At 62.8% G+C, this 17022-nt stretch carries 14 protein-coding genes; 4 read left to right on the forward strand and 10 right to left on the reverse strand.

Going from position 1 to position 17022, the window contains the following annotated elements:
• Positions 1-303: 303 nt before the first annotated feature.
• Positions 304-1218, forward strand: a complete 915-nt coding sequence (locus P2T68_RS22455) for a GGDEF domain-containing protein (protein WP_024074876.1) — start codon at positions 304-306, stop codon at positions 1216-1218.
• A gap of 1 nt (position 1219) precedes the next feature.
• Positions 1220-2257 carry an AraC family transcriptional regulator gene (locus P2T68_RS22460; RefSeq protein WP_277378299.1) on the forward strand — a complete coding sequence of 346 codons (1038 nt, stop codon included), beginning with the start codon at positions 1220-1222 and terminating at the stop codon, positions 2255-2257.
• Here P2T68_RS22460 and P2T68_RS22465 read toward each other — a convergent pair.
• From P2T68_RS22465 to urtA, 9 genes are all read right to left on the reverse strand, one after another.
• Entirely contained in the window at positions 2244-3125 is an 882-nt protein-coding gene (locus P2T68_RS22465; protein ID WP_102625384.1) for a LysR family transcriptional regulator, read from the reverse strand. The two genes, P2T68_RS22460 and P2T68_RS22465, sit on opposite strands and share 14 nt — an antisense overlap.
• A gap of 180 nt (positions 3126-3305) precedes the next feature.
• Positions 3306-3923 carry an isochorismate family cysteine hydrolase YcaC gene (gene ycaC / locus P2T68_RS22470; protein ID WP_024074873.1) on the reverse strand — a complete coding sequence of 206 codons (618 nt, stop codon included), beginning with the start codon at positions 3921-3923 and terminating at the stop codon, positions 3306-3308.
• A gap of 36 nt (positions 3924-3959) precedes the next feature.
• On the reverse strand, positions 3960-5798 hold the full coding sequence (locus tag P2T68_RS22475) for an amidohydrolase (RefSeq protein WP_024074872.1): 1839 nt from the start codon (positions 5796-5798) through the stop codon (positions 3960-3962).
• A complete protein-coding gene (locus P2T68_RS22480) occupies positions 5795-6385 on the reverse strand; it encodes an antibiotic biosynthesis monooxygenase (protein ID WP_024074871.1) in 591 nt (196 codons plus the stop codon). The genes P2T68_RS22475 and P2T68_RS22480 overlap by 4 nt, the downstream gene beginning before the upstream one ends.
• Positions 6386-6493: 108 nt before the next feature.
• Positions 6494-7183, reverse strand: coding sequence for an urea ABC transporter ATP-binding subunit UrtE (gene urtE, locus P2T68_RS22485; protein ID WP_024074870.1), 690 nt, complete (start codon positions 7181-7183; stop codon positions 6494-6496).
• Between the two features lie 10 nt (positions 7184-7193).
• The gene (urtD, locus tag P2T68_RS22490) at positions 7194-7952 is read right to left on the reverse strand and encodes an urea ABC transporter ATP-binding protein UrtD (protein ID WP_024074869.1); all 759 of its coding nucleotides are present in this window, start codon (positions 7950-7952) and stop codon (positions 7194-7196) included.
• Positions 7949-9109: an urea ABC transporter permease subunit UrtC gene (gene urtC / locus P2T68_RS22495; RefSeq protein ID WP_024074868.1), complete on the reverse strand. Its 1161-nt coding sequence runs from the start codon at positions 9107-9109 to the stop codon at positions 7949-7951. The genes urtD and urtC overlap by 4 nt, the downstream gene beginning before the upstream one ends.
• A gap of 10 nt (positions 9110-9119) precedes the next feature.
• The gene (gene urtB / locus P2T68_RS22500) at positions 9120-10037 is read right to left on the reverse strand and encodes an urea ABC transporter permease subunit UrtB (RefSeq protein ID WP_024074867.1); all 918 of its coding nucleotides are present in this window, start codon (positions 10035-10037) and stop codon (positions 9120-9122) included.
• Positions 10038-10221: 184 nt separating this feature from the next.
• Positions 10222-11430, reverse strand: coding sequence for an urea ABC transporter substrate-binding protein (gene urtA / locus P2T68_RS22505; RefSeq protein WP_024074866.1), 1209 nt, complete (start codon positions 11428-11430; stop codon positions 10222-10224).
• Between the two features lie 312 nt (positions 11431-11742).
• On the opposite strand from urtA, the gene P2T68_RS22510 reads away from it, so the two are divergent.
• Complete coding sequence (locus P2T68_RS22510) at positions 11743-15126, forward strand: ATP-binding protein (protein ID WP_102625387.1); 3384 nt, start codon at positions 11743-11745, stop codon at positions 15124-15126.
• The gene (locus P2T68_RS22515) at positions 15101-15766 is read left to right on the forward strand and encodes a response regulator (RefSeq protein WP_024074864.1); all 666 of its coding nucleotides are present in this window, start codon (positions 15101-15103) and stop codon (positions 15764-15766) included. The genes P2T68_RS22510 and P2T68_RS22515 overlap by 26 nt, the downstream gene beginning before the upstream one ends.
• A 284-nt stretch (positions 15767-16050) precedes the next feature.
• On the opposite strand, the gene P2T68_RS22520 is transcribed toward P2T68_RS22515, so the two are convergent.
• Positions 16051-16881 (reverse strand): IclR family transcriptional regulator, encoded by an 831-nt coding sequence (locus P2T68_RS22520; RefSeq protein ID WP_069075767.1) that lies wholly within the window; start codon positions 16879-16881, stop codon positions 16051-16053.
• Positions 16882-17022 lie beyond the last annotated feature (141 nt).

The following is a 17022-nucleotide window of genomic DNA, read 5'->3' on the forward strand; positions in this document are numbered from 1 at the left end:
GCTGTGGCGAGTGGGCTTGCCCTAATGCTTTTTTTGTAGGAGCGAGCTTGCTCGCGAAAAACGTCAACGATAACGCGTGTTTCCTGAATCAACGCGTCGCCTGTGAGTTTTTCGCGAGCAAGCTCGCTCCTACAGAAGGCGATGTACGCTTAACTAAACGGCATTAGGGCAAGCCCCCTCCCACATTTTTTGATCTCCAGTGTGTTTGAGATGAGCTGATTCGACCCTCCCCCACCGTCATCCAACGGTCACATCCATCTGCTGTGCTGACCTCCTCGCTCACTTGTCCAAGGACCCGCGGCCATGTTTTCCGTGCTCAAGCCCCACCGCTGGAAACTCTCGTTGCTGCTGATCGCCGCCAACCTCGGGCTGATCCTGCACCTGGCCTGTGGCGAGTTGAAAAGCGTCAGTGAGTGGGTATGGCTGGATATCTTCGGCGAAGGCGGTTCCGCCCTGCTCGCCCTGGTGTGGCTGGGCCTGGTGCTGAAAAGCCGCCCCGCCGGCCGCGTCACCAACTACCTGGCGCTGGGCCTGTCGTGCATCTTTTTCTCCTGGTGGATCGACAGCCTCGACGAATTCATCCGCCTGCCCGACAGCATCACCTGGGACCACTGGCTGGAGTCCGGGCCGATGCCGGTGGGCATGATCCTGCTGACCATCGGCATCTACCATTGGCACCGCGAACAACTGGCGATCAGCGCGCAGATGGAGAAACGCGAACGGCTGTTTCGCGAACATCGCCTGTTCGACAAACTCACGCCGCTGGCCGGCGCCGATTACCTCAAGCGTCAGTTGGCCGACAGCCTGCAAGACAGCCGCGAGCAACAACAACCGCTGTCGTTGCTGGCCCTGGACCTGGACAATTTCGCCGCCATCAACCAGGCCTACGGCCACGCCGAGGGCGATGCAGTGTTGCAGGCGTTGAGCCATTTGCTCCTGCTCAACCTGCGCCGCCAGGACTTGCTGTGCCGCCTGGCCGGTGACCGCTTTGTCGTGCTGCTGCCCAATACCGGCGAACGCCAGGCCAAGGAGCTGGCGCTGGAGTTGCAGCAAGCGGTGCGCGGCCTGGCCCACAAGACCCGGCAACAGGGCGAACGCCTGCAACTGGCCGCGACCACCGCCGTGGTGATGGCGCTTGAAGAACCGCCCCAGGACTTGCTCAAGCGCCTGAACCTGGCGTTGGCCAGGGCCAAGCAACCGCTTGCGAAAAGTGCCTGAGATGGCCGTGAAAACCAGCTGGTATGAAGCCGACAGCCGCTTCATCCCCGGCCATTACCAACCCGCCACGCTGATCGACCTGGCGCTGTCCCGCGACATCGACAGCCACCGCCTGCTGCGCGGCACCGGGCTGTTTCATGAGGACATCCTGGCGGGTACCGCACGCCTGAGCCCACAGCAGTTTCTCGGCTTGATCGGCAACAGCCGCAAGCTGTTGGACGCCGACGACAGCAGCTTTTTGTTGGGGCAGCGGCTATTGCCCGGTTACTACGGCGCGGCCAGTCACGCTCTGGGCCATGCGCAACACCTGCACCAGGCGCTGGAGATCCTGATCCAGCAACAGGTGCTGCTCAGCCCATTGGCCACGCTGCAACTGGAGCTGGATGAACACCACGCCTACCTGTACTGGCGGGACAGTTGCGGCGCCGGCGAGCATTGGCGCTTCCTGCTGGAAGCGAGCATGACCTCGCTGGTTGCCATGAGCCAATGGCTCAGCGGCCAGCGCCTGCCGTGGGCGTGCAGTTTCAGCCACGGCGAGCCGCGCTATGTCGAACAGTACTGGGTCAACCTGGGCGAACACACGCGCTTCGAGCGCCCGCTGGACATGATGAGCATCCCGCGCGAATACCTCACCCGTACCTGGCCGGGCGCCTCGGCCACCGCAGGCCAGGTCGCCCGCCAGCAAGCGCGCGAGCAGATCGAACAATTGGGTTTTGCCTGCAGCTTTCTCGACTGCCTGTACGACTACCTGCACGACCAGGTGCGCCAGCCGCCGAGCCTGGAACAGGCAGCCCAGGCCTTCGCCATGAGCCCGGCGACCCTCAAGCGCAAGCTGCACAAACACGACACCGGCTTCCAGGAGCAGGTGGATCGGGTGCGCAAGCAAGTCGCGTTGCACCTGTATCAGGTGAAGGGCTACAGCAATGATGAGGTGGCGGCGTACCTGAACTTCAACGACGCGGCGAACTTCCGGCGCTCGTTCAAGCGCTGGACCGGCAGCACGCCGAGCCTGATCCGCCAGCTATTCAACAGCCACTAGCCAGGCGCTCGCGCAGGAACTCCACCAGCGCCTGCACCGGCCGTGAGCTTTGCCGATGCTGGGGATACACCGCCGACAAGGTCAGGTCTTCGGGGGCGAAGTCGTCCAGTACGCTCACCAGGCGCCCGTCCTTCAAGGCATCGCCGACGATAAAGGTCGGCAAGTAGGTCACACCCAGCCCTGCGATGGCGGTGTCGCGCAGCAGGTCGCCGTTATTCACACGCATGCGGCCACTGACCTGCAGTGCCTGCACCTTGCCTTTGAAGCGCCACTGCACCTGGCGGCCATGGCCATAGGGCAGGCAGTCGTGGTCGGCGAGGTCCTCGGGTTTTTGCGGGGTACCGCGCAGGGCCAGGTAGTCGGGACTGGCGCAATACACCCGCGGGATGCTGGCGATACGGCGGGCGATCAGGGTGGAGTCTTCCAGGGTGCCGATGCGCAGGACCAGGTCGTAGCCTTCGCCGATCAGGTCCACAGGGCGGTCGCTGAGGTCGACCTCCACCGACACCTGGGGGTGGCGCTGCAAGAACTGCGGCAGCAGGCACCCCAGGTGCGCCATGGCAAACGACAGCGGCGCGCTCAGGCGCAGGGTGCCGCGCGGTTCGCTGTTCTGGCCGGCGATGCCCTGCTCCACTTGCTCGACATCGTTGAGCAGGCGCAAGGCGGATTCGTAGTAACTTTGCCCCAGGGGCGTGACATCCAGGCGACGGGTGGAGCGGTTGAGCAGGCGCACGCCGAGGCGGTCTTCGAGCTGGATCAGGCGGCGGCTGACAAATTGCTTGGACAGGCCGAGTTGCTCGGCGGCGGCAGTAAAGCTGCCGGACTCCATGACCTGGCAGAACAGGCGCATGTCTTCGAAGGGGTTCATTGTCGCTTCTCGGTGGACATTTGGCTGTTTTATAACTGGATAGTCGCATCACCACAATTTAAATGTGGGAGGGGGCTTGCCCCCGATAGCGGTGCATCAGTCAACAATACTGAGACTGACACACCGCAATCGGGGGCAAGCCCCCTCCCACAGGGGATTACCGACAGGCTTGAAAACCGGTTACTTGGCAGTGAACGCCGAGTAGCTGTTCATCAGGTTGCGGTAGTTCGGGATGCGCGGCGACAGCAGGTTGGCCAGGCCTTCCATGTCGTTACGCCAGTCCACTTGCAGCTCGCAGGCCACGGCGAACCAGTTCACCAGTTGCGCACCGGCGGCGGTCATACGCGCCCAGGCGGCTTGTTGCACGGTTTCGTTGAAGGTGCCGGAGGCGTCGGTGACCACGAATACCTCGAAGCCTTCTTCCAGGGCGCACAGGGTCGGGAACGCTACGCACACATCCGTTACCACCCCGGCAATGATGATCTGCTTGCGGCCGGTGGCCTTGACGGCCTTGACGAAATCTTCGTTGTCCCAGGCGTTGATCTGGCCAGGACGGGCGATATACGGCGCGTCCGGGAACAGTTCCTTCAGCTCGGGTACCAGTGGGCCGTTAGGACCGCCTTCAAAACTGGTGGTGAGGATGGTCGGCAGGTTGAAGAACTTCGCCACGTCGGCCAGGGCCAGTACGTTGTTCTTGAACTCATTGGGGGAGAAATCCTGCACCAGGGAGATCAGGCCGGTCTGGTGATCCACCAACAGCACCACGGCATCATCTTTATTCAGGCGTTTGTAAGTCATGGGAGTTGCTCCTGTTTGTCGAAAGAGGCGAGTTGATTAAAAGGCAAAGCAAGAACAGCCAAACGCCCCCCAGAAACCCTGGAAGTCGCTGACCGGCACGCTGGAAAGGCGCGCCTTTTCGTGGCTATGGGAATGCACGCCACAGGGGCCGCTGCACTGGTGGACCTGAGCTTGCAACGGCGAAGACGGACGCCAGTGCCCTGGCACCTTGACCACCGGCGACCAGTCCGGCAGCACCGGTACACGCGGTGGCGCGAAACCTTCGAAGTCGCCGGCGCCGTACACCACCTTGCCGCCGACCACGGTGAGCACCGATTCGATCCATTTGATGGCTTCTTCATCGACGCTGAAAAAATCCGCCGACAGCGCGGCGACGTCCGCCAACTGGCCGACCTTGATCTGGCCCTTCTTGCCCTGCTCCGACGAGAACCAGGCGCTGCCGTGGGTGAACAGCTCCAGCGCGGTCAGGCGTGGCAAGCCTTCGGCATGCAGCTCCAGGCCGCCGACGGTACGCCCGCTGACCATCCAGTACAGCGAGGTCCACGGGTTATAGCTCGACACCCGCGTGGCATCGGTGCCCGCGCCCACCGGCACGCCTTCGGCCAGCATGCGTTTGATCGGCGGCGTGGCTTCGGCGGCCTTGGCGCCGTAGCGCTCGACAAAGTACTCACCCTGGAACGCCATGCGGTCCTGGATCGCAATGCCGCCACCCAGGGCGCGTACGCGCTCGATGTTTTTCGGGGTGATGGTTTCGGCATGGTCGAAGAACCATGGCAGGCCATTGAACGGAATATCGCGGTTGACCTTCTCGAACACGTCGAGCATGCGCGAGATCGATTCGTCATAGGTGGCGTGCAGGCGGAACGGCCAGCGCTGCTCCACCAAGTGACGCACCACCGGTTCCAACTCCTGCTCCATGGTCAGCGGCAGGTCCGGGCGCGGTTCGAGGAAGTCTTCGAAATCCGCCGCGGAGAACACCAGCATCTCGCCAGCGCCGTTGTGGCGCAGGTAGTCGTCGCCCTGGTGCAGGGTGACGCTGCCGGTCCAGTTCTTGAAATCGCTGAGCTCTTCCTTGGGCTTCTGGGTGAACAGGTTGTAGGCGATGCGCACCGTCAGCTGTTCATCCTTGGCCAGTTGCTCGATCACCGCGTAGTCATCGGGGTAGTTCTGGAAACCGCCACCGGCGTCGATCGCACTGGTGAGGCCCAGGCGATTGAGTTCACGCATGAACTGGCGGGTCGAGTTGACCTGGTATTCCAGGGGCAGTTTCGGGCCCTTGGCCAGGGTCGAATACAGAATCATCGCGTTGGGCCGCGCCACCAGCATGCCGGTGGGGTTGCCTTGGCTGTCACGCACAATCTCGCCACCCGGCGGGTTCGGCGTGTCCTTGGTGTAGCCGGCCACGCGCAGGGCGGCGCGGTTGAGCAAGGCGCGGTCATACAGGTGCAGCACGAACACCGGGGTGTCCGGCGCGGCCTGGTTGAGCTCTTCCAGGGTCGGCATGCGCTTTTCGGCGAACTGGAATTCGTTCCAGCCACCGACCACGCGCACCCATTGTGGCGTGGGGGTGCGGTCGGCCTGCTCCTTGAGCATGCGCAGGGCATCGGCCAGGGATGGCACGCCTTCCCAGCGCAGTTCGAGGTTATAGTTCAGCCCGCCCCGGATCAGGTGCAGGTGCGAGTCGTTAAGGCCGGGGATCACGGTACGCCCCTTGAGGTCGATGACCTGGGTACCGCTGCCGCGCAGGGCCATGGCCTCACCGTCAGTGCCGACGGCGACGAAGCGCCCCTCGCGAATGGCGACGGCGGTTGCGCGCGGGTTTTCACGGTCCACGGTGTGGAACTGGCCATTGAACAGAATCAGATCGGCGTTCATAGGGTTTCCTTTACAGAGGCTTCAAGCCAGGGAGCGAACAGGCGGGTAGCCGCCGGCATCAGCAGGTAGACCACCAACAGGACGATGGTCAGGGTGACCAGGAAGGTGGAGACCACGTAGTTGGACAGGAACGGGTGCAGACGCAGGATCGGCCCCCAGATAAACGGCAACAGCAAGGTCTGCGGCAAAATCACACACAGGCTGACCACCGCCTGCTTCCAGCGCGGCGGCTTGGCGGCGCTGTCGGCCAGGGGCGTGAACCAGAACTCGTTGGCCGCGCCGATTTCAGTCTGGTCGCCGTCGGCCAGCATCGGCGCAGCTTCAGCGATCAGCTGTTTGCGTTGGGGGGAGTCGAGCCACTGCTCCAGCGCAGCGGTGGTGCCATAGCGCAGTACGCAGGTGAACAGCGCCAGGCCGCCCTGCTTGCTGCGCACCACGTCTACACCGAGGTGGCCGGGGCGCTCGCCGGCGATGCGCACGATACGCCGCAGCCAGGCTTCGTAGTCGGCTTCAAGGCCTGGCTTGATGCGGTGTTTGACGACCAGGGTGACGACTTCGTCAGGGCTGGTCTTGGGTGTCGGGTCCATGGTGTCTTCCCCCCTGGAACGTTGAGCGATGGGGGAAGTGTGGCGCTATCGCGCAGGGGAAAATTGCATGTACGTGCTGTCTATGCGGCGGCCCTGGGACCGCCCTCGTCACACCGACAGGTAGCGACTGATGGTCGCCTCGTCCACTCGATCACGGGTCTCTTCGATCACAAAGCGGCCCTTCTCGATCACCAGGAAACGGTCGGCGATCTCCAGGGTGAAGGACAGCACCTGCTCCGACACCACGATGGTCAGGTCGCGCAGGTTGCGGATTTCCTTCAGCGTGCGTGCAATGTCCTTGATGATCGACGGCTGGATGCCCTCGGTCGGTTCATCCAGCAGCAACACCTTGGGGTTGGTCGCCAAGGCCCGCGCGATCGCCAACTGCTGTTGCTGCCCGCCCGACAGGTTGCCGCCCTTGCGCGACTGCATGTCGTAGAGCACCGGGAACAGCGCATACAAGTCCTCCGGCACCTTGCCTCGGGCCGAGGCCGGCAGGCCGGTCTGGATGTTTTCCAGCACGCTCATGCTGGGGAAAATCATGCGGCCCTGGGGCACATAGGCGATGCCCCGCGCTACCCGCTCATGGGTTTCCAGCGCCGACACCTCATGGCCGTCCACACTGACCTGGCCCTGCCACTGCGGCAGGATGCCCATCAGGCTCTTGAACAGGGTGGTCTTGCCCATGCCGTTGCGGCCCATCACCGCGACGATCTCGCGCTTGGCCACGTGCAGGTCCAGGTCGTGGAGGATCTGGCTCTGCCCGTAGCCGCAGGACAACTGGTCGATCTTGAACATGCGCGGCTCCTCAGTGGCCCAGATACACTTCGATGACTTTCGGATTGCTTTGCACCGACTCCATGCTGCCCTCGGCCAGGACCTTGCCCTGGTGCAGCACCGTGACCTTGTGGGCAATGCTCTTGACGAATTCCATGTCGTGCTCGATCACCAGCACCGAACGGCCCTGGCTGATGCGGTTGAGCAGCTCGGCGGTCTGCGCGCGCTCGTTGACGCTCATGCCCGCCACCGGTTCATCGAGCATCAGCAGCTCGGGGTCTTGCATCAGCAGCATGCCGATCTCCAACCACTGCTTTTGCCCGTGGGACAGCAGGTCGGCCTGTTGTTGCAACAGGTCGCCGAGGAAGATCTCCCGCGCTACCTCTTGCACCCGTGCGATCACCTGGGCGTTGCGCTTGAAGAACAGCGCGCCCCACACCTTGCGCCCGGCCGGGTAGGACATCTCGAGGTTTTCGAAGACGGTGAGGTTTTCGTAGATCGACGGGTTCTGGAACTTGCGCCCCACGCCTGCGCGCACGATGTTGTACTCGCGCATCTTGGTCAGTTCCTGGCCATCGAACTGGATGCTGCCACTGGTGGCGCGGGTCTTGCCGCAGATCAGGTCCAGTACCGTGGTCTTGCCCGCGCCATTGGGGCCGATCACCACGCGCACTTCGTTGCGGTCGATATACAGGTTGAGGTTGTCGACCGCCTTGAAGCCGTCGAAGGACACCGTCAGGCCCTCGATGGCCAGCACCGGTTTGTTCATTTCAAAGCCAACGGCGGTCATGGTTGGGTCTCCAGGATCTTGCTTTCAGCCTTGGGTCTGGCCTTGGGGGCCACGGCTTTCATCGGCGGTGGGCGGCGCAGCAGCTTGGCCAGCGCCTGGCGCCCGTGGCTGTCCCACAACCCGGCCAGGCCATTGGGGAAGTACATGACCACGGCGATAAACAACCCGCCCATCAGGTACAGCCACAACTCGGGGAAGGACTCGGAGAAATAGGTCTTGCCGTAGTTCACCAGCAGCGCGCCATACACCGCGCCGAGCAGCGACATGCGCCCGCCCACCGCCGCGAAGATCACCATCTCGATCGACGGCACGATGCCGACGAACGACGGCGACATAAAGCCTACCTGCAAGGCAAACATCGCCCCGCCGATGGCCGAGAACGCCGCCGCCACACAGAACACGAAAATCTTGAAGCTGGCCACGTCATAACCGGAGAAACGCACGCGCTCTTCCTTGTCGCGCATCGCCATCAACAGCCGGCCCAGCTTGGAGGCGAGGATAAAGCGGCCAATGAAGATGCAACCGAACAGCAAGCCGGCGTTGATGAAGTACAGCAGCATTTTTGCGCTGTCGGTGCGCAGGTCCCAGCCGAGCAGGGTCTTGAGGTCGGTGATGCCGTTGACGCCACCGGTCAGGCCTTGCTGGCCGACGATCAGCACCGTGAGGATCAGCGCAATCGCCTGGGTGACGATGGAAAAGTACACATCGCCCACGCGCCGCTTGAACAGCGCCATGCCGATGATAAAGGCCAGCAGCACCGGCACCGCGATCACCGCCACCAGGGTGAAACTGAAGCTGTGGAACGGCTGCCACAGCCAGGGCAATTCGGTGATCTGGTTCCAGTCCATAAAGTCCGGAATGCCGGGGGTGGACTGAATCTTGGTGCTCTGCGGGTCGGAGGCCTCCAGCTTGAGGAACATCGCCATGCAATAGCCGCCAACGCCAAAGAACACGCCCTGCCCCAGGCTGAGAATGCCGCCATAGCCCCAGCACAGCACCAGCCCCACCGCGACGAACGCGTAGGTCAGGTACTTGCCGACCATGTTCAGCCGGAATGCATCCAGGGTCAGGGGAAACACCACCAGGATCAACAGCGCCAACAGCACGATGCCTATCAGGTTTTGCTGGCCGCCCAGCAGCTTGTCTAAAGCCTTCATCTGCTCGCCTCTACTTGCGCACTTTGATGGAGAACAACCCTTGCGGGCGCAGCATCAGGATCAGAATCACCGACGACAAGGTCAGTACCTTGGCCATCGAGCCACTCAGGAAAAACTCCGACAGCGATTGGGTCTGGGCGATCACGAACGCCGAGGCAATCGTGCCGAACAGGCTTTGCGCGCCTCCGAACACCACCACCAGGAAGGTGTCGACGATGTACTGCGAGCCCGCCGTGGGGCCAGTGGAGCCGATGGTGGTGAACGCCGCACCGGCCACCCCGGCCACGCCACAGCCGAGGGCGAAAGTCATGCGGTCGACCTTGCGTGTGTTGATCCCCACCGCGCGGCTCATCAAGCGGTTCTGCACCGTGGCGCGCACCTGCAGGCCCCAGCGCGAGCGGTACAGCATCAGGAAGATCGCACCGGTCAGCAGCAGGGTCAGGCCCATCATGAACAGGCCGTTGCGCGGGATCTCGATGGCGTCGGTGAAGTTCACCGAACCCATCAACCAGGCCGGTGGTTCAGCGCTGACCTCACGGGCGCCGAACACCGAGCGGAAGGTTTGCTGCATCACCAGGGACAGGCCCCAGGTCGCCAGCAAGGTGTCCAGCGGGCGCTTGTACAAGCGGCTGATCATCGCCCATTCCACCAGCCAGCCAACGGCGCCGGCAACGAGGAATGACAGGGCGATGGCGAAGAAGAAGTAATAGGGCTGGAAACTCGGCGCAAAGTGCGCGGTGAGGCTGGAACATACGTAGGTGGTGTAGGCACCGATCGTCAGGAATTCACCATGGGCCATGTTGATCACGCCCATCTGCCCGAAAATGATCGCCAGCCCCAATGCCATCAACAGCAGCACGCAGAACACGGACAAGCCGTTGAACCCCTGCATCGCCGCGATGGCTCCAAATTCCGATAGCCATTCCATGATGATGGTCTCCTGAGCGGGAGGTGATAGTTGGAATGCGATGTGCTTTTGCTCTATGTGGGAGGGGGCTTGCCCCCGATAGCGGTGGTTCAGTTATAGAAATGTCGACTGACACTCCGCCATCGGGGGCAAGTCGAATCGTCGCACCGCCCCTCCCACATTTAGATCTCTTTATGCCTGAGGGTTATTGGTAACCCTTTGGAAACGGGTTCGGCTCGATCAGATCCGATTCGTAGATCACCTTGAACTGCCCGTTCGGCTGCACTTCACCGATGCGCGACTTGCTCCACAGGTGATGGTTTTCGTGGATCTTCACGTAGCCTTCCGGCGCGGTTTTCAGCTCGATGCCCGGGGAGGCGGCGACGACTTTGTCCACGTCGAAACTGCCGGCCTTCTCCACCGCCGCTTTCCACAGCCAAGGGCCGAGGTAGGCCGCCTGGGTCACGTCGCCGATCACCGCGTCCTTGCCGTACTTGGCCTTGAAAGCTTCGACGAAGGCTTTGTTGTTGGGGTTGTCCAGGCTCTGGAAGTACTTCATCGAGGCATAGAAGCCGGCCATGTTTTCGCCGCCGATGCCGAGCAGTTCGTCTTCGGTGACCGACAGGGTCAGCAGGGTTTGCTTGGACGCGTTCACACCCGCCGCGTTGAGCTGTTTGTAGAACGCCACGTTGGAACCGCCCACCACCGCGGCAAAGACCACATCCGGTTTTTTCAGCTTGACCTTGTTGATCAGCGAGCCGAACTGGGTGTTGCCCAGCGGGTAGTAGTCTTCGCCGACCACGGTACCGTGCAGCACATTTTCAATGTGCTTGCGCGCGATCTTCATCGACGTGCGCGGCCAGATGTAGTCGGAGCCGACCAGGTAGAACGTTTTGGCGCCCTTGGTCTTGGCGATCCAGTCGAGGCTGGCGAGGATTTGCTGGGTGGCTTCCTGCCCGGTGTAGATCACGTTTTTCGACTGTTCCAGGCCCTCGTAGAAGGTCGGGTAGTAGAGCAGGCCATTTTCTTTCTCGAAGATCGGCAGCACCGCTTTACGCGAGGCCGAGGTCCAGCAACCGAACACCGCAGCCACCTTGTCGTTGACCAGCAGTTTCTTGGCTTTTTCAGCGAAGGTCGGCCAGTCGGACGCGCCGTCTTCCTGGATCACTTTGATCTGCCGTCCCAGAATCCCGCCCGAGGCGTTGATCTGCTCGATGGCCAGGCGCTCGGCCTGGATCGAGCCAGTCTCGGAAATCGCCATGGTGCCGGTGGCCGAGTGCAACTGGCCGACAGTGACTTCGGTAGGCGTCACGGCCAAGCCTTCGTTATCGGCCAGCACGCCCTGGCTGAACAGCGCGGCCGCCAGCAATGACAGGGCCAACAGCGGTTTGGAGCGGATCAATCGTGGTTCCATGGGGCGACTCCTCTGCAATGAGGGCTCCAGCATGGCGGCAGCCGACCCACGCGGGTATACGCAGCCTGACGTAACGGGATACGTCATTTGACGTATGCCACTGCGCACCAATGCAGGGCAGGATCGCATCCGCCCAGCCACCGCTGACCAATGTGGGAGGGGGCTTGCCCCCGATAGCGCCGGGTCAGCGAACAAATAAGTGACTGACACTCCCTCATCGGGGGCAAGCCCCCTCCCACATTTGACTCGCAGCGCCCGCGAGGGCATGAAACTTGCTCACTCCCTTCGTCCACCCTGCGGAGCCTCCCCACCGTGCAATCCCCTCCCGGCACCCAGCGCATCGTCAAGATCCGCCGCGACTACAACACCTGGGTCGCCGACGAGACCATGGAAGACTATGCCCTGCGCTACACGCCCAAATCCTTTCGCAAATGGTCGGAGCTGCGCATTGCCAACACCGCCCTGGGCGCGGTGTCGTTCCTCGCATTGGAAGCCATCGGTGGTGTATTGGCCCTGAGCTACGGCTTCACCAACACTTTCTGGGCGATCCTTGCCATCAGCCTGGTGGTCTTCCTGACCGGCCTGCCCATCAGCTACTACGCGGCGCGCTACGGCGTGGACATGGACCTGCTGACCCGTGGAGCCGGCTTCGGTTATATCGGCTCGACCATCACCTCCCTGATCTACGCCAGCTTCACCTTCCTGTTCTTCGCCCTGGAAGCGGCGATCATGGCCCTGGCCCTGGAGTTGTATTTCCATATACCGCTGGCCTTTGCCTATGTGATCTGCTCGTTGCTGGTGATCCCGCTGGTGGCCTACGGCGTGACCCTGATCAGCCGCCTGCAACTGTGGACGCAACCGTTGTGGCTGCTGTTGCTGGTGCTGCCGTACGGCTTCGTGTGGTGGAAAAACCCCGATGCCTTCAGCGACTGGACCAGTTTTGTCGGGCGCAGCGGCGATGGCGGCGGTTTCAACCTGTTGGCGTTCTGCGCCGCCTGTACCGTGGCGCTGTCGCTGGTGACGCAGATCGGCGAACAGGTGGACTACCTGCGCTTCCTGCCGGAAAAAACCGCGGCCAACCGCAAGCGCTGGTGGGCCGCCCTGCTCTGCTCCGGCCCCGGCTGGATTATCCCGGGCGCGTTGAAGATGTTTGGCGGGGCGTTCCTGGCCTTTCTCGCCCTGCAACATGAAATCCCCATGGAGCGCGCCGCCGAGCCGACCCAGATGTACCTGGTCGCCTTCCGCTATGTGTTCAGCTCGCCGGAATGGGCCCTCGGCGCAATGGTGCTGTTCGTGTTCATTTCACAGATGAAGATCAACCTGACCAACGCCTACGCCGGCTCCCTGGCCTGGTCGAATTTCTTCGCCCGCGTGACCCACAGCCACCCTGGGCGCGTGGTGTGGCTGGTGTTCAACGTGGCGATCGCGCTGATGCTGATGGAGCTGGGCGTGTTCGATGTGATCGACCAGGTGCTGGGCTTGTACGCCAATATTGCGATTGCCTGGATCGGCACGTTGGTGGCCGACCTGGTGATCAATAAACCCTTGGGGCTGTCACCCAAACATATCGAGTTCAAGCGCGCGCATCTGTACGACATCAACCCGGTGGGCGTCGGCTCGATGCTGATTGCCTCGCTGCTGTCGATCCTCGCCCACTTCGGCCTGTTTGGCGCCCTGGCACAGGCGGCGCCGCCCTTCGTGGCGCTGGGCACGGCATTGATCATGGCGCCCCTGTTGGCCTGGCTGACGAAGGGCAAGTACTACATCGCGCGCAGCAGCGACGTGCGCTTGATTCACCCGGTTGCACCGGCGACCCATGCCGTGTGCGGGCTGTGCAGTAACCCGTTCGAGACCGCCGACATGGCGTTCTGCCCGGCCTACAGCACGCCGATCTGCTCGTTGTGTTGCTCGCTGGATGCGCGCTGTGGCGACCGCTGCAAACCCCATGCGCGATTGGTCAGCCAGTTCGAAGGCGTGTTGCGCGGGTTGCTGCCCAACACGCTGATGCCGCGCCTGCATACGCGGCTGGCCCATTACCTGGGGCTGCTGTTGGTCCTGGTGTTGCTGCTCGCCGGCGCCTTGGCCTTGATCTACGTGCAGGCCGCCCAAGGGTTGCCGCATTCGGAGACGTTGTACCAGGCGTTCTTCAAGGCGTTCCTCACCCTCTCGGTGCTGGCCGCCGTGCTCGCCTGGTGGGTGGTGCTGACCCGCGAAAGCCGCCGCGTCGCCCAGCAGGAATCCGACCGCCAGACCCTGTTGCTGATGCAGGAAATCGACGCCCACAGCCTCACCGACCAGGCCTTGCAACAGGCCAAGGAAGCCTCGGAAGCGGCCAACGCCGCCAAAAGCCGCTACGTCACCGGCTTGTCCCACGAACTGCGCACGCCGCTCAACAGCATCCTCGGTTTCACCCAGATCCTGCAGCGTGACAGCGCCATGCCCGAGCAGCACCAGGACGCGCTGGCGACCATCCTGCGCAGTGGCTCGCACTTGCTGTCGCTGATCGATGGCCTGCTCGATGTGGCGAAGATCGAGGCCGGCAAGCTGCGCCTGGAGCTGACGGAAATCCCCTTCCCCGAACTGATCCACGACCTGGAGCAGATGTTCACCCCCCAGGCCCAGGACAAGGGCCTGCGCTTTCGCCTGGACTGCGTGGGCAAGATCCCGGCGGTGGTGCGCGGCGATGAAAAACGCGTGCGCCAGATCCTGATCAACCTGCTGGGCAACGCGGTGAATTTCACCGACAGCGGCGAAGTGTGCCTGCGGGTCAGCTACATGCGCGAGACGGCCAATTTTGAAATCATCGACACCGGTATCGGTATTGATCCGGGGCAGATCGAGCGGATTTTCCAGCCGTTCGAGCGCGGCGACCTGATGCGCCAGGACAACGGCGTGGGCCTGGGGCTGACCATTACGCGCATGCTCACTGCCTTGATGGGCGGCGAATTGCGCGTGACCAGCGAGCTGGACAAGGGCACCTGCTTCCAGGTGCGGCTGTTCCTGTCGCAAGTGCGCGCGCCGCAAGCGGTGGTGCATGTGGAACACGACATCATCGGCTATCAAGGCGAGCGCCGACGCATCCTGGTGGTGGATGACCATGTGGACCACCGCAAGGTGCTCAGCGGCATGCTCACGCCGTTGGGCTTCGAGGTGATCCAGGCGAGCAACGGCCAGGACGCCATTCGCCAGGTGGCGTTGCTGGCGCCGGACCTGATCCTGATGGACCTGTCGATGCCGACCCTGGACGGCTGGGAGACCAGCCGGCTGATCCGGCGCAATGCGCTGTCCACCGCGCCGATCATCGTGATTTCGGCCAACGCGTTTACCGACGATCGCGAACGCAGCATCGCCGCCGCCTGCAACGACTACCTGGCCAAGCCAGTGCGTACCCCGGAGCTGCTCGGGTGCCTGCAACAGCACCTGGGCTTGCAGTGGGTACGGCGCACCAAGAGCCTGGTCCCGCCGCCGCCACCCAGCGTGCTGCCCAGCGCCGACGACCTCGCGGTACTCGCCGAACTCAGCGCCATTGGCTATGTGCGTGGCCTGCACGAAAAACTCGACACGATCCTTGCCCAGCGCCCCGACGTAGAGCCGTTCATCACTCAAGTCCGCGGGCTGCTCAAGGGTTTTCGCCTGGATGAACTCAACCGAACCCTCAAGGAGGCCGAAGATGAATGCTCTCACCCGCAGCACTGAACCTGGCGTGGTGCTGATCGTCGACGACACGCCGGACAACCTGGCGATGCTCTCCGACGCCCTCGACGACGCCGGCTACATGGTGCTGGTGGCCCTCGATGGCCTCAGCGCGCTGAACCGCGTGCAACGCCGGCGCCCCGATCTGATCCTGCTGGACGCGATGATGCCGGGCCTGGACGGTTTCGAAACCTGCCGCCGGCTCAAGGCAATGCCGGCCAGCGCGGATATCCCGGTGGTGTTCATGACCGGGCTGACCGACAGCAAGCATGTTGTGCAAGGCTTCGAGGTCGGTGGCAGCGACTACGTGACCAAGCCGATCCAGACCGACGAAGTACTGGCGCGGGTGGCGGCGCACTTGCGCACCTCACGCATCCTGATGTCTGCACGGGCGGCGACGCAACCGAGTGCGTTGACCCTGGAGGATGAGCCGGCGCACCGGCTGTTGTCCGCCAGGTTCCAACTGACCGAGCGTGAGGTGGAGGTGTTGCGCTGGGTCGCGTGCGGCAAGACCAACCGGGATATCGGCGATATCCTGGGGTTGAGCCCGCGCACGGTGAACAAGCACCTGGAGCATGTGTATGTGAAGTTGGGAGTGGAGACCCGCACCGCCGCGACGTCAGTGGCGTTAGCGGCAATCTGATGTGGAAGGTCCCGCCAAATCTGCGGCCCCCCTGTGGCTGTGGCGAGCGGGCTTGCCCCGCGTTGGGGCGCGAAGCGGCCCCAATAAGGCCGCCGCATTCCTTCTGGTAGAACCGGGAGCCTGGTTTCAGGGCCGCTTCGCGCCCCAACGCGGGGCAAGCCCGCTCGCCACAGTTAGCCCGTCTGCCACAGTTAGCCCGTCTGCCATAACAGCCCACATGCCACAACAGTCCGCTCGGCACTGAAGTGCGGTTCCCACATGGGATCTTCATTGCCGGGAATAAGTTAACCGCCGAAGGTTTGTGAAGGCCGGCGCAATGTCGGGTCAAACGGGTTGATCCTGGGACCGATCGCCGCCGCTTCGCGTTTCAACAACTCCACCACCATCGGCAACCGGCTAGGCCCCAGGCGATCGCTGATGGTCGCCACGCTCAATGCCGCCACCGCATGCCCGTCCCGGTTGAGGATCGGTACCGCCAGCCCCGCCATGCCTTCCAGCACCCCGGTGTTGCGCGCCGCATAGCCCAGGTTGCGCACATTCTCCACCTCCGAACGCAACAGCACCTCGTCATACAGATGGAAATCCTTGAGCCGTGGCAAGTTGTAGCGGATCACCGTCTCGCGCTCTTCTTCCGGCAGGAATGCCAGGATGGCCAGGCTGCCCTGCCCCACGCCCAATGCCACGCGCCCGCCGATGTCGCCGGTGAAGGTGCGGATCGGGTACGGGCCCTCGCTGCGGTCCAGGCAGATCGCGTCAAAGCCGCTGCGCGCCAGCAAAAACAATGAGTCGCCCAAGGACGCGCTCAAGCGCAGCATGCTCGGGCGCACCAGGTCGCGCAGGTTGCCGGTCTTGCCCGCGTTCGCCGCCAAGGCGAAGAACTCCAGGCTCAGGCGATAACGTTTGCTGCGCGCGTCCTGTTCGACCATGCCTTCGTCCATCAGGCTGCGCAGCAGGCGGTGGGTGGTGGGCTGGGATAGGCCGACCTGTTGGGCGAGTTGGGTGACGCGCTCACCACCTTCCGGCACCTCACCCAGGGTACGCAGCAACGCGAACAGACGGGACACCCCGCCCGCCCCCACTTCCTTACTGTTGTTATTCCGCTCAGTGGAATCCATAACGCGCTATCTCATGAGTAATTCTGTTCAGTGAATAAATCTTAAAATAATTGCTCACCCAGTGAAATTCCATCTTCCGCCCATCCTAGTCTTCGTCCTAATCTGCGTCCACAGGGGCGAAATGAACAACAACCGGCAGCC

It is taken from the genome of Pseudomonas sp. G11, assembly GCF_029457515.1.
In the GTDB taxonomy this organism is placed as follows: Bacteria; Pseudomonadota; Gammaproteobacteria; order Pseudomonadales; family Pseudomonadaceae; genus Aquipseudomonas; species Aquipseudomonas gorinensis.